General features: G+C 68.5%; 13 protein-coding genes. 3 read left to right on the forward strand and 10 right to left on the reverse strand.

All coding sequences use genetic code 11. The annotated features are described in order from the left end of the window. Positions 1 to 2: 2 nt before the first annotated feature. From ENE75_RS23550 to ENE75_RS25535, 10 genes are all read right to left on the reverse strand, one after another. On the reverse strand, positions 3 to 1,079 hold the full coding sequence (locus tag ENE75_RS23550; protein WP_128201311.1) for an ImmA/IrrE family metallo-endopeptidase: 1,077 nt from the start codon (positions 1,077 to 1,079) through the stop codon (positions 3 to 5). Next, positions 1,076 to 1,408: a hypothetical protein gene (locus ENE75_RS23555; protein ID WP_128201313.1), complete on the reverse strand. Its 333-nt coding sequence runs from the start codon at positions 1,406 to 1,408 to the stop codon at positions 1,076 to 1,078. Before ENE75_RS23555 ends, ENE75_RS23550 begins: the two co-directional genes overlap by 4 nt. Positions 1,409 to 1,814: 406 nt before the next feature. Beyond that, positions 1,815 to 3,230 (reverse strand): DUF6880 family protein, encoded by a 1,416-nt coding sequence (locus tag ENE75_RS23560; RefSeq protein WP_128201315.1) that lies wholly within the window; start codon positions 3,228 to 3,230, stop codon positions 1,815 to 1,817. A gap of 206 nt (positions 3,231 to 3,436) precedes the next feature. Further along, positions 3,437 to 4,096, reverse strand: a complete 660-nt coding sequence (locus ENE75_RS23565; RefSeq protein WP_128201317.1) for a FlhC family transcriptional regulator — start codon at positions 4,094 to 4,096, stop codon at positions 3,437 to 3,439. A 24-nt stretch (positions 4,097 to 4,120) separates the two neighbouring features. Beyond that, a complete protein-coding gene (locus ENE75_RS23570) occupies positions 4,121 to 4,426 on the reverse strand; it encodes a hypothetical protein (protein ID WP_128001284.1) in 306 nt (101 codons plus the stop codon). A 365-nt stretch (positions 4,427 to 4,791) separates the two neighbouring features. Next, a complete protein-coding gene (locus ENE75_RS23575) occupies positions 4,792 to 5,865 on the reverse strand; it encodes a DUF932 domain-containing protein (protein WP_128201319.1) in 1,074 nt (357 codons plus the stop codon). Between the two features lie 414 nt (positions 5,866 to 6,279). After that, positions 6,280 to 7,356 carry a DUF7146 domain-containing protein gene (locus ENE75_RS23580; protein ID WP_128201321.1) on the reverse strand — a complete coding sequence of 359 codons (1,077 nt, stop codon included), beginning with the start codon at positions 7,354 to 7,356 and terminating at the stop codon, positions 6,280 to 6,282. After that, positions 7,343 to 8,977, reverse strand: coding sequence for an ATP-binding protein (locus ENE75_RS23585; RefSeq protein WP_128201323.1), 1,635 nt, complete (start codon positions 8,975 to 8,977; stop codon positions 7,343 to 7,345). Before ENE75_RS23585 ends, ENE75_RS23580 begins: the two co-directional genes overlap by 14 nt. A 108-nt stretch (positions 8,978 to 9,085) precedes the next feature. Next, the gene (locus ENE75_RS23590) at positions 9,086 to 9,436 is read right to left on the reverse strand and encodes a hypothetical protein (RefSeq protein ID WP_233259246.1); all 351 of its coding nucleotides are present in this window, start codon (positions 9,434 to 9,436) and stop codon (positions 9,086 to 9,088) included. 91 nt (positions 9,437 to 9,527) lie between these two features. After that, complete coding sequence (locus ENE75_RS25535) at positions 9,528 to 10,166, reverse strand: hypothetical protein (protein ID WP_233259247.1); 639 nt, start codon at positions 10,164 to 10,166, stop codon at positions 9,528 to 9,530. Between the two features lie 506 nt (positions 10,167 to 10,672). Between ENE75_RS25535 and ENE75_RS23600 the strand changes: the two genes are divergently transcribed. The 3 genes from ENE75_RS23600 to ENE75_RS23610 all read left to right on the forward strand — a co-directional run bounded on the left by ENE75_RS23600 (position 10,673) and on the right by ENE75_RS23610 (position 12,532). Next, complete coding sequence (locus ENE75_RS23600; RefSeq protein ID WP_233259248.1) at positions 10,673 to 11,647, forward strand: DUF1845 domain-containing protein; 975 nt, start codon at positions 10,673 to 10,675, stop codon at positions 11,645 to 11,647. Positions 11,648 to 11,876: 229 nt separating this feature from the next. Beyond that, the gene (locus tag ENE75_RS23605; protein ID WP_128201325.1) at positions 11,877 to 12,116 is read left to right on the forward strand and encodes a CopG family transcriptional regulator; all 240 of its coding nucleotides are present in this window, start codon (positions 11,877 to 11,879) and stop codon (positions 12,114 to 12,116) included. Continuing rightward, the gene (locus ENE75_RS23610; RefSeq protein ID WP_128201327.1) at positions 12,113 to 12,532 is read left to right on the forward strand and encodes a putative toxin-antitoxin system toxin component, PIN family; all 420 of its coding nucleotides are present in this window, start codon (positions 12,113 to 12,115) and stop codon (positions 12,530 to 12,532) included. Before ENE75_RS23605 ends, ENE75_RS23610 begins: the two co-directional genes overlap by 4 nt. Positions 12,533 to 13,119 lie beyond the last annotated feature (587 nt).

The following is a 13,119-nucleotide window of genomic DNA, read 5'->3' on the forward strand; positions in this document are numbered from 1 at the left end:
GCCTATTCAGACCAGGAGTACCGCTTCTTGAGGAAGTTCAGCTTGTCCTGACGTACCAACCCGCGGTGCTGAAGCTGCCCGACCACGATGCCGGGTGAGATGGACAGGTTCTTGGCGAACCGCATGATGTTTCGGTACTCATGGGGCAGCGCCCGCAGTGCCTCCTCTTCCGACGGCGGGATGAGCACCTGGCCAGCGAACTTGTTCGCTTCCGCTTCTTCGTGGCTATCCAGCTCGCGCCGGTCGTACCACTCAAGGAACAGGCGGTCCTCATGGAGCACCAGGTGGCCGGCTTCGTGGAAGAAGGTGAACCAGAAGCTGTCGTCGCGTAGGTAGCGAACGCTGAGCTGCAGGATCGCCCTGCCGTTCTTGACGCGGGTCGCGCCGCTGGCAGGACAACCCTTCGGCGCACGCACGATGACAACGGCGACGCCACAAGTGGCGCACCGCTCTTGGAGCTGCGGGATGAACTCGGCAGGCTCGCGGACACGGGTCAGTGCCTTCAAGGACGGCAATAAGCGTTCAAAGCAGTCACGCGACCAGGTGCTTACCGACAGCTCTGCCGCGGCCAGCTCGCCTTGCCTAAGCCAAGCGGCGACCGATGCTGCCTGCGCCGTGAAAACGGGCGAGGTGCGATACGCGGTAAGGCCTGCGCGATCCGAAAGCCAGATGTCGCGCCACTCGTCAACGGTGCTGACTTCGAAGAACTCCAGGGCATGCCGTAGCCTTTCGCCCGTCGAGGATGCGGTCTTCAGCCACCCGTACCGGGCCATGTCCGCAAACGGAAGGCTTGAGACCCATTGCCTGTTGTCGTCCTGCAGTGCCTGGACGTCACGCCTGTATTGCGCCTCGCGTGCCAGCCAGAAACGCACGCTGGCCCCAACGACACCAGCCAAGCCTTTGGCACGAGCCGCAGTGATCGGCAGTTCGCCGTTGAAGAGCTGCGACAGGTCCCCTGGGGGCAGCCCAACCGCCCGCGCTAGGTCGTCGGACCGGAGGTTCTTCTTCGCGGCCAGCTGTCGGACGGTCTCACCTGGCGGGGATGCCCAGGCTGGGGAGAACTCGGTAGAGCGCGTCACAGGTCGCCTCCAATGTGGATGACCTTCAGCCTCGAAACCTTCGACCAGTCGACGGCCTCACCGCTCATCGGCACATGCTGGTGGTTCACTTCGCAGTAGAGGTGTCGCCCTTCACTGAGTCCAAACCGTATCAGTCCCACCTTCGACCCGCAATTCTCGAAATCCAGCCCCATCTCCACCAGCTCGGCGACGGTTTCAGCGGCCTCCAGGTCGGCGAGATACCTGCGCAATGCAGCGGCGGCACCTTCCCCGAGCTCACGCTTGGCCTTCGCGGGGCTTTCACACGTCGAACGCAACTCTTTTGACCGGAACGCGACCTCAAGCCCCATGGAGCAATTGTCGACGAGCCGAGCGGTGTGCGACCAATGTTCTCGTTGGCCGGAGCCTGTCGACCGCCATGGCCAGCCAACAGCGTAGGGGCGCTGCCAGCTCTTGTGGCTACCGGCGAAGCGCCCCTGTCCCGTTGGGGGACTACCGGTCATAGACAGGCAGACGTACCGAAGCCATTGAATTTCCGTCGCTTGAAGATGGTCCTGTTGGCCGTCTCGGGCCGCTGAGGCATCGTCACGAGTCCGCGAGGCCTGGACTGCAGCCGATCGGGTGCGTCCTGAAGTTATGCAGCGGTCATCAGCTGACCGCTTGTAGCCTCAGAGCGTGAGCCCAGGCTTCATGCTGCGGCCGGCGGCAATCGCTGCGGAACGGTCCCACGCACTTTGATCGAATATCAGGGTCGGGCTATGCATCCTCGCCGTCCAACCTGTCGCCGGCCTCCGTGCCTTGCCGCTTGGCCACCTGCGCCCAGAAGGCTGACTTGCGGGCGTGCGTCTGGCGCAGGGCGGCGACGTACTCGGCGTGGGGCTGCAAGGGCGCCCAGTCCGGCGACTGATCGGCGATGGCGTGCAGTTGGTGCCAGTAGCGTGCCGCATGGCCATAGGCGGGTGAGTAGGCCTTGGCGAGGATGGCGTCCTGCAGCGCCCGCAGCACGGCCGTTGCACCACGCCAGCATTGCTGGGCTTCCAGGGTCTTTGCCAGCGGCACGAGCCAGCTGTAGTCCTGCCCGGTGATGCGGGCGGGCTCGGCCACCAGCACCTGTTCGGCCTCGGCAAAGCAGCCGATGTCCACCAACAGCCGCGCGGCGGTGACCGGATCCTCGTGATCCAGCGCGAGTTCCCTGGCCCGTGAGAAGGCAGCGGTCTGGGCGGCGGGCGCCAGATGCCCGAGCCAGGTGCGGAAGTCGTCCACCGACAAGGTCTGCTCGAAGACCTGCTGCTGGATCGGCCCACTGCGATCGTTCTGGCCCAGGCGCTTGAGCGCTTCGGCAAGCAGGCGCAGGCGTGTGTGCGGGTGCCAGTCGGCAGGGTCTTCCAGCCAGGGCAGGGCATCGGCGGGGCGTCCCACGTCCAGATACTGGAGCACGAAGCCTTGTTTCTGGACGGGGTTTGGACGCGGGCAGCGGCGCAGCGTGGCGCGCACGTGGATGTCGGGGTCGCGCAGCGCGTGCGACAGCAGGGTCAGGGCGCCAAGCGCAGGGCGGTGGTCGCCGGCGGCAGTTGAGCCGGCCGCGGCAGCGGCATCGAGTTCGCGCTCGAACGCGGCCACCATCTCGCGCAGCTGGGCCTGCGACAGCAGCAGATCGGCCTGGAGCCAGAGCGCCTCGCGCGCGCCGTAGTGGTCCGCCTCGGCCAGCCGGCGCAGGCGGGCAGGCCAGGCGTCGGCCGGGCTCTCGCAGCGGGCGGCGGCCTCGAGCCACAGGCGGCAGGCAGAGCGCATCGCATCACCGATGCGGCCGCTGGAGTCGTCGGCGCGGTTGAAGACCGACTCGTCGCACTCGATGAGGGCCTCGGCCAGCGCCACGGCGGCCATCGGGTCGCGGGGCAGCAGTTCGCGCTCGATCTGCGACAGCCACGCTTCGACATCAGACGCCCATTCGATGCCGGCGCGGTAGTCCAGGAAGCGGGTCTGGCGGCGCCAGGCCGTCAGGGTCTTGCGGAAGTTCGCGGCAAGCCGGTCGGGTTTGTCGGCGAGCTGCAGGCGCGCCAGGCGTTGCTGCACCTCAGGGTGCTCGGAGGCGAGTTCCAGCAGCAGTGACGCCAGGGTGTCGGCGCTCTGGCGGCGGATGAAGGCGTCGAGGTCTTCTTTGCGGGTGGGCATCGGCGGGATTGTGAGGCGCGATGCGGCTGGCGGTCGATGAGCGGTCGACCGTTCTGACTCCACCGCAGCCGGGAGGCCAATGTCTCGACGCGAAGGGGAGCAGGCTTCCCCAAGGCAGACCGAGTCTGGTCACAGTCCACAGACAGCAACTGCTGCATTGCCCGCCGTGGCCGACGACTGAGTGTCAGCGACTTTGGACGTGGGGCTCATGGCCTATGCTGGCCTGCCATCGGTGCCGCAAGGTGCTCGTTCGAAGGGCTGGCAGCCAGCTGCAGCAGGACGAGCATCCCAAGCTGATCCGCGTTCGGCGCAGCCAGCGGCTGCACCGGAAACGCCCCCTGCACCCGCGTGTCCGTGCCGTACCGCTGCACCAGCTTGCAGAACGGGCAGTGGTCGTTCGAGCGTGCCACGGAGCCGTAGGCCGCCAGGAACTCGCTGTGGCAGGTCGGGCAGGTGACCAGCGAGAAGCTCCTCGTGTCGGTGAGCCACAGGCCGTCCGTGTGCGCGGCCAGATCGAAGGCGCGGTCGAAGCTGATGCGATGCGGCGGCTGGCAGATGCCGACGTAGTGGCGGTAGGCGCCGACGAGAGCTTCACCCGCAGGGAAGTCGGCGTCTCGCAAACGGCGGTACAGGGCCACGACGATCGAGGCCTCGGCGCGGTGGAGCAGGTTGGCGCCGTGGTACCACTCCGGCGAGTCCGGCGAGCGCCCTCGAGGCACGGCCATGCGGTCCGGGAAGAGCAGGCGCAGCGCCTCGCGGGGTGGCAGGCCCGTCAGATGGCCGATGGTGCGCACGCGTGCACCGCAGGCCGCGCAGGCTTTGGCCAGTGCCAGGGCGCGCAACTGGCGATCGACCCGCGACTGCATGGCGTATGACCCGGCAACTGGGCGTCAGGCTGCCGAACTGGCCGTGACATGGCGGGGGGCGTGGACCGCGGCCAGCGGTCGAACCAGCGGCAGCGGTGTGTCGAGCAGGCTGACCAGGTCGCGGCGCGGAGGGAAGAGCGTGGCGTCACCCAGGTTGGCCACGATGGCCATCAACTGCTGGACGCTCATCGTGCCGAGTCGCTCTGCCTGCATGGCGTCGAGCGAGAAGCGGCAGCACGCGGCCGTGCGGTCGTGGAGGATGCCGTCGCGGATGGTGAGCAGCAGGGTCAGGTTGGCGATCTGCACATCGGAGAGCTGGACCTGGTTCATGGTGCGTCCTCGCGTGGGGACCACGAGCCCGTGCAGGGCAGGGTGGAGGGGTTGGTCGGTGGATGCGGGTCGTGTTGCGGTGGCTGAAGGAAGGGTTCCGGCGCTGTGCGGCCAGCATAGGGTGGGCGAAGGGTCGACTTCAATGGGCGGCGCGGGCTTGTGCATCTGCTTACCGAATTGCCACTCGCAAGCCCTGGCGAATTCCGGCGAATGCGTGAGCGCCACCGCATGACGCGCTCAGTTCGCAAGTTCGGCGGCGTGAACGACGCCCTTGTCGGGGCGTCGTGCAACGTCGGCGCCGGCCCGGTCGGCGAACGGGGTTGCCCCCGCTCGCCGCCATGCCGGACTGCCTGCTCAGGCCGTGCTCAGATCGCTTCGGCCAGGCCCGTCCACTCGGCGGTGCCGAGCTCGATCAGCTTGCCGCCCAGCGCCTCGAACTCCGTGGCGCGGTCGTAGTCGTCGATCTCCTGGCTGTAGTGCGTCACCGCATTGACCAGCCCGTAGCCCGAGAGCTCGCCCTCGGTGATCAGATGCCGCAGCACGCCCGAGCGCTCGACATCGTTGAGCGCGTAGCGCTGGGCCAGCACCTCGACCGTCTTCACCGGGTCGCCGACGAGGGGGATCTTCAGCGTCTTCTGCAGCTTCTGCGCCGTCTGCCGGAAGCTCGCCTCCGACACCGCCGCCTGGACCACGTCGCGCACCTTCAGGAAGAAGGCCTTGTCGTCGGCACGCAGGGTGTCGTCCTGGTAGACCTGCAGGCCCTGTGCGTCGTCCATCTCGGTGCTGACCGTACGGCCCACATGCGTCTTGCGCAGCGACCGGTCGGCCGCGATCAGGCCGTTGCGGCAGACCAGCCTGTACAGCAGCGGCTGCACCGACAGCGTGCCCTGGCCGACCTCGGAGTTCGAGATCACCACGCCGGCCTGCACCACGTCGCCCGGCGCCATCTCGTAGGTCAGGCGCGAGGTGATGCACTTCAGGTACATGTGCGTCTCGGTCAGCTCGACCGACTCGAAACGCACGTCGGGCAGCTGCTGCAGGATGGGCAGCACGCTTTCGGCGAGGTCGAAGTTGTCGAGCCGGCGGTAGCGGTCCGACAGCACCGCGCGCACCTGGCCGTCCAGGGTGCGCAGCATGCGCCGGTCGTCCTCGCTCTGCAGCCAGGTGTTGACGTTGCGGTCCAGCAGCACCGGTTGCTCCTCGCGCATGCGCTCGAAGTACGCGTGCGGGATCTTCAGCTTGTCGGCCAGCTGGCGGCGCGCCAGCGGCGTGACGCCGTAGCGCACCGGGTTGCCGCCTTCGTTGACGATGATGTGCGTCTGGCCGTCGTCGCCGGTGCTGTGATGCACCAGCTGCGACGGCACGATCAGGTCCTTCTTCGAGTGCAGCTGGCGCTCCAGTTCCTGGGCCAGGCTCACGAGGGTACGTCCGCTCTTCATGACTTTCTCCAATCGGGTTGGGGTGGGTGAAAAGCGGGGACGGCACGGCCCACGTCGGGGCACGGGTCCCCGCAGTGGGTTGACGACAACAACTCGCCGCATGCAGCGCGTCCTGGGTGGATTGGCGATGCATCGGCAAGGCAGGGGCGCGACGTCGGTGACACGGGTGTCGCCATCGGTCGCGCGGGATCTCCAGGGCTGCCTTCGTGTCGCCGTTGGGCGTCACCTGGTCTGGCAGCTACCAGTCGGGAAACGACGGGGGGAGCGCGTCGGCCGCATGGCCGACGGCGCCTGACCTTTTCGCCGGCACCGGCAGGTCTTGGCGCAGGGCATGCGCCGACCCGTCCAGTGCCGCTGAAAAAGCGGGTGCGGCCCGCCGTGGCTCGCCGCACCCCAAGCTCCATGACCTCTGCCTCAGCCACCGAGGGCCACCCGGTTGCCCGCGGCCCGGTCGGCCGACGACGATGCGGTCGCCTGTCCCCGGCCCTGGTCGGGGCCGGTGGCACGCTGGCACCACACATCGGCCCAGTCCGTGCCCGCATGGCGCGGCACGAACACCCGCACCTGTCGCGGGCCGGTGGTCTTCTCCTCCCGCTTCAGCCGCCGCGCGAGCGCGTAGGCGAAGCACTGGCCGGCGAAGTCGCCACCGGCGTCGTTGTCCGCATAGATGCAGACCTCGCGCACGGTGTCCGGCACCCAGAGCTTCTCCAGGTTGCCGGCGCTGATGCCGGCCCACACGGGCTTGCCGGTGGCCAGGTGCACCGCCAAGGCGGTCTCGATGCCTTCGCACAGCGCGAGCTGCGCGCCGGCATCGAACAGGCGTACGGCCGCGCCGTGGATGCCCGCGGAGAGCACCTTCTTCGCGTCGACGGCGTCGAGCTTCCGGCCGTCGCGCAGGTAGGTCCGGTGCAGCGTCACGGCCTGACCATCCGGCGCCTGGATCAGCGCCAGCATGGCGGGGTAGGCCGCGATCTGCCGCGACTTGCCGTCCGCACCCTTCTCGAAGTAGCCGAGCGACGGGTGGAACCGCAGCACCGGCGGATGCCGATGCAGGGTCAGCCCGCGCCCGCGCAGGTAGCGGTCGACTTCGTCGCCAGCCACCACCGGCCGCGCCTCGTCCCAGATGCGCTGCACCAGCCGGCGCATGCGCTCCCCTGGTGCCGCCGGGGCACCGGCTTCGTTGGCCACAGCCGCAGGCAGCATGCCCAGGCAACGTTCCACCTCGCACAGGGCAGCGTGGAAGTCCACGCCGCGCACGGCCTGCAGCAGCTTGAAGCCGCCACCCGGGCCGCATTGCCTGCAGTGGTAGTTGCCCTCGCCGAACTTGTCGGTGTACTGGAAGCGGTCGGTCCCTCCGCAGGACGGGCAGGGCCCGTTGCGGTGCCTGAGGATGCGCTCCTCGATGCCGGCCGCGGCCAGCACCTCGCTCCAGCGGCCATGCGCGCGCTGCTTCACGGCGTCGATGCGGGCCGCGTAGTCAGCGTCCTGCATGCGATCCTCCGCCCGCCGCTGCGTGGTCGACCAGATCGACGGTGTGCCCGGGCGCGAGACCCACGCCCACCGTCAGCTGGAAGGTCTTGCCGTGGAGCAGCGGGTACTTGCCCAAGCGCAGGGACTGCAGCAGCGAGTCCAGCGTCTGCACCGGGTCCACCGCCCGCAGCAGGCGCAGCAGATCGGCCAGCGCGTCGCGGTCGGCGTCGCGGTCGGCCTCCAGGAACTGGTCGTTCTCGTCGGTGAACGAGGACAGCTGTTCCACCGGCGCGCCCGTCGTCTCGCCGTCGGGGATGTACAGGTTGCCGTCGTGGCAGACCCCGGCGTCGCCGACCAGCGTCTCGTCGTCGCCGACGCGCAGGCGAACCTTCTCGCAGAGGATGACCGTGGGCCAGACCCAGCGGCCCTCCAGCGCCGTGCGCAGCTTCTCGCCCACCGGCGTCACGCGCTGACCCTCTTCCTCGAGGAAGCGGACGTGGCGCATCACCCAGTGGTCGGCATGCACGCCGATCCAGTCGAACACCAGCCAGCCGCGGGCGCGCGCCATCATCCAGCGCGGCGCGTTGTCGTCGCCCACGTCGTCCAGGGCCACCAGCTGCACGGCACCCGACTCGATGGCCTCGCGCGTGGGTGCGGTCGGCACCGGCGTCAGATGGCGGCGCTCGCCATGCTCCACCTGCACCGGGTAGCCCGACACCAGGCTGCACAGCTCTCCCGGCAGGGTGCCGAGGTCGTTCAGCAGGTCGAGGTGCCCCCAGCCGCGCATGACGCTGTAGTAGGTGTCGATGAAGTGGCGCGGCGGCAGTTCGGCCTTGGCGATCTCCAGCGTGCGCCGCCAGCAGGCCTTCAGCTCGGTGTCGATGCGCTGGCGCTGCACGTCCTCGTCGATCAGGCGGTCGCGGTCCGGCAGGCGCGCCATGAACTGGCGCGAGTCCAGGTGCACGACGTTCACGTCCTCGCGGCTGGACCAGGCCGGCCGCAGCACGCAGAAACCCTGCAGGAACACCCAGGTGTCGTGGGTGTACCGGCCGTCGCGCGTGCCCGCGAGGTGCACGGCGCCGATGGCGCTGGCCTGGGTGGCCAGGTGGGCCTCGGCCATGGCGCGCTTGAGCGGCTCGCCGTTGAACCACACCGGCACCGGAAATCCGGCGCACAGTTCCTCGACGCGCTGCGCAAGGTCCGGCAGGTCGACGCCGTGCAGCTCGACCCGGGTGCCTGTCACCGCGTCACCTTCGACACACTCCTCGACCTCGACCATTGCCTTGGCCAGTGCGGCCGCGGTGTCGATGTCGACGCGGCGCCGGCCCGAGGCCACCACGCAGCGCGAGGCGGCGTACAGGCACTTCGAGAACCCGACGCCGAAGGGGCGCTCCTGCGTGCAGGTGTCGGTGTCCCAGCCCGACTCGTGGAAGCTGAGCAGCTTCTGGAAGTCGTCCAGGCCGTGGCCGTCGTCCTGCACGGTCAGGATCTGTGCCTGCGGATCGTGGTCGATCCGGATCAGGCGGGCGCCGGCACGGCGCGCGTTCTGCAGCAGCTCGGACACCAGGGTGAACCGGTTGCTGAAGGCATGGCGCTGGTTGCGCAGCGCGCCTTCTTCGTTGATTCGGACTTGGATCTTCATCGTTGACTCCTTCGGGGGCATCCCGATCGGGGGAAGAACCGGCGGAAGCACCCCTGGCGGGATGCACCCGCCGGGGTGTGTGGGCCGGTCAGCGCGGATCGGTGCCCATCAGGGCGTCGTGCGGACCGGAGGGGTGAACAACTGGCCGGCGGCCTGCGCCTCGACGAGGCTGTGCTCCAGGAACTCCCAGAGCTGCAGGTGCTGGCGACTCAGGACCTCGCCGTGGTGGCCGAGGCGCTCGACCACCGGCCCGGCGGCATGGCCACCGGGTTCGGTGAGCGGCTGCCAGTGGACGCGGTAGACGAGCCGGTCGGCACCGGCGATGACGAAAGTGCGGCCGGACCGACCGGTCAGCACTTCGCTCTCCTTGACGAGGACCTCGATGTCCTCGGGCGCCTGCACGAAAAGCAGGCGATGGCGACCGGGAAGCCGGCCCGTGGGTTGGGGGATCTTGTGCACGAGAAATCCTTCGAATGGATGGGCGCGCGCCGCGGCGGCATGACCTGGTCGGTCAGCAAGGCCGGAGACAAGGCGCCCGGTGGGGTTGTGATCACGTGAACAGGTCGCCCTGCACGGACATCTGCTTGAGCTGCTCGTTGATCCACTGGGGATTGCGTGTCAGCCGGGCCTCGACCCATTCGGGGTGGGTCGCCACAGCCTCGCGCACCCAGTCGGGGTAGCGGGCCAGCGTCGCGTGCAGCCAGGGCTTGAGCCCATGGCGGATGCGCTCGCGTATCTCCTCGGCGTCGAGCTGCCCGCAGTACGGGATCGGCGACAGCGGGCTGCAGCCGACCACGCGCAGGCAGTTCACGAACGAGAACGGCAGGCCGTCCTTCTCGCGTTCGGTGAACACCCAGCGCAGGGTGTCGAGCTTCTCCTCCAGCGGCGTGGCCGGGTCGGCCAGGTGCCGGATCTCCTGCAGCAGGCGCCAGTGCAGCAGGACGATGTCGTCCTCGCTCCACTCCTCCACCCACTCTTCGCGGGTGCTGCCCGGTGCGCCGGTGGCGCTGTCGGCGCTGTCTGCGCCGGCATCGTCCTGGAGATCCAGGCCGGCCGGGATGTCGAACGGGGCGTCGATGACGAACGGGGTCGTCGTCGAGCCGAGTCGGGCTCGGTTTGCGTCGGGGCTTGCCGTGTGTGGCGAGCCGACATGGGCGCCGGCCTGACGGCAGGCGTTGGTGCTGTGCATCGTGGACTCCTTGGATGGGAAGGGAGCCCACGTGCACCCCGTGGCGGGGGCGTGGGCCCCCATGCGGGTGACGGTTGGGTGATGTGGCGCCGGCCGCCTTGCGGTCGGGGCGTGGAACTCCAGGGCTGACAGGGTTCAGTGGCGCGCGCGAGCGCGGTGATCGGTGTCAGCGTCCGATCGGGGGGGACATCGGCGAGAACGGGACGAGCCCGGGAGGCAAGGGCGCGGTCGGTGCGGCGCTCGAGCGGATGCGCTCGGCACCGGGACGCAGCCCTTGCCTCGAAGGCCCGGCCTGAGGCGAATGCTCCGGCGTGCCTGACCGCTTGCGCGGTCCTCGGCACGGCGATGCACAGGGGCACCCGACGGAGCGACACCGCAACGGGTGTCCCCCATCGGTGGGGCGTGCATCACCGCGATTCGATCGTCCCCACGTGTGCCTGTGCGACCTGCACGGGAACCCACGCGGGGGATCAGTTCAGGAAATCTCCAAGGCTTGCCGAGTCTGGATGCAGGGCCAGCTGCTGCGTGGCGCAAAGGTAGGGCGCCGGTTCCGCCCGGTCAATGGGCTGATGCCCGTGGCCACGCAACTGATCGCGAAAGCGCCCCGAGGTGACGGGGCTTTCGTGTGGCAAGGGGCCGGGCACGTTCGGAAGATGCCGTCGACCCCGTTGTCAGCACAAGGAGCCGCGGGCATGGCCAAAGTCGAGATCGTGAAGGTGGACCAGGGCGACGCCAACGCCCGCATCCTGGCCCGCGAAGCCAAGGTCGACTTCCGCCGCGTCGAGGCAGCGAGCCTCAAGATCGCCACGCGGTTCAGCAGTGCCGAGGGCAAGCGCATGTTCGTGCGCGCGTTCAACACGCTGCAACTGAACATGCACTTCATCTCCGTCATCGCCCGCACCCGGCTCGACCACGAGGACATTGGCAGGATCGAAACGGCACTGCGTGGCAGGATCGATGTCGCCACTGCCAGCCTGAACGAGGCCATCGATGGCGCCGAGGCGCTGTTCAAGGCCCACGGCATCACCAGCGTGGCGTCCTACGATACGGTGCCGCTGGACGTGGACGTGCACGTGCTGTCGTCGATCAGCCGCCGATTCCTGGAGGTGCTGGTCAAGCTCGACCAGCTGATGCCGCTGCTGCAGACGCTGGAGATCCACGAGGTGGTGTCGGCACAGGCGGTGGATACGCAGCGAGCGGGGCTCAAGCGCCAGGTGCGCGACATCGCCAACGGCGCGCGCAGCTTCGCGACGGGCCTGCGGCGTCGCATGAATGCGCTCGATGCGCGCGTCAGGCCGCCCGACGATGTCGAAGGCCGCGACGACGCCGACGGCCTTGACGTTGCGCACGATGGTTTGGTCGTCGCGGCAGGCGATTCGCCGGCGGCAGAAGCTGGCCTGCCAGGGGCCGCGCTGCCAGCGACTGGCCGCATCACGCACCCCGAGGGTGAGCCTGCAGTTGTCGAGGCCGGTGCGGAGTAGGCGGGCGGCGCTCGGCCGACGAGGTGCGTCGGTGTGTGCCGAACAGCAGTCCTGCAGCGGGTGAGGATGTTCGGGATCGGTCAAGTGGCGTCCGAAGGACGTCGAGAGCCGGACATCCGCTCGAATGCGCCTCGCCGACCAGCCCATGAGGGCAACCTGCGTGTCAGTCCAGCTGCGGCTACCCCGATGCGTTAGCATATTGGTGTCAAAGCACCAATGTGAGGCCGACATGAGCCGCCTGACCATCACCCTGTCCGAGGCTCGTTACAAGGCGCTGAAGGAAGCGGCCGTGCAGCGCGACAAGACGATCGGGCAACTGATCGACGAAAGCCTGGAGTTCTATGGCATCAAGTCGCGCGCCGACGCGCGTGAGTTGGTGCGTCGCGCCCGCGCGCACAGCAAGCTGCCCGACGACCAGGCCGTTGCCGTGGCGCAAGAGCATGTGCGGGCAGTGCGGCGCAAGTCGTGAGCCGTCAGGCCGTCATCGTCGACACCAACGTGGTGATTGCCGGGCTGCTGACCGGCAACGCCACATCCCCCGTGGCGCGCATCCTCGACGGCATGCTGGCAGCGGACTTTCCGTTTGTCCTGTCCGAAGCCTTGCTGGCCGAGTACCGGGACGTCCTGCTGCGGCCGGCCCTGCGCAAGCTGCACGGGCTGACCTCGACCGAGGTCGAGACACTCCTCACCGACATCGCCCAGCACGCCATCGTCGTGCACCCAGGCGTCGGATCGCCGGCGCCGGACCCCGGCGATCAGTTGCTGTGGGACCTGCTGGCCGCCAAGCCGGACCTGTTGCTCATCACAGGTGACAAGGCGCTTCAGCGCGACGCCGCGATGCGATCACGCGTGGTGTCGCCGCAGGCCTTTGTGGATGCCGCATGAGTTGTCCGGTCCACAGGCACACGCAGCAGCCACAGGGCCTCAGGACGACATTTCCGACACGGTGATGCCCTTCGGCACCCGGTCACCTGATGTCTCCAGGAATGCTGTCTGCCTCGAACGCACCTTGATTCCTCATGCGTCGACAGCTGGCATAAAGGGTTCCGCGCTCGAATGCCAGCTGCCAGTCTTTGGCGCCATTCAGGTCGGCCTTCCGGACGGAAGCCGGCCCTCGTTCGATGAGATTGCCGCGACCTGCAGTGGCTGGTTCGGACCCGGCAACGCAGGTTCCCACGCACGCGACGGGAAGCGCCAGCTGCTGCGTGAGCTATCGGTGGTCGAATGTTGACCTCGGCCTCGAGTGTTGTCACGCTGGGTGTGACGTTGCTGTCGACGTCGATCGCAGTCGGTCAAGGCCCCTGCGGAGCCTCCGCGTCCGGCGCAGCGTCCGGTGAGCGGCCGTCTGTTTGCGCATTTCAGCGATCGCGGACACCCGTTTCACGCTGATCGCGGACACCGTTTCACGCCGATGGCGGACAGCGCACAGGGCATGCGGGTGACTGGGTTCATCGTATCTCAGGTGTCCGCGA

The sequence above is a fragment of the Rubrivivax albus genome (assembly GCF_004016515.1).
GTDB classification, from domain to species: domain Bacteria; phylum Pseudomonadota; class Gammaproteobacteria; order Burkholderiales; family Burkholderiaceae_C; genus Rubrivivax; species Rubrivivax albus.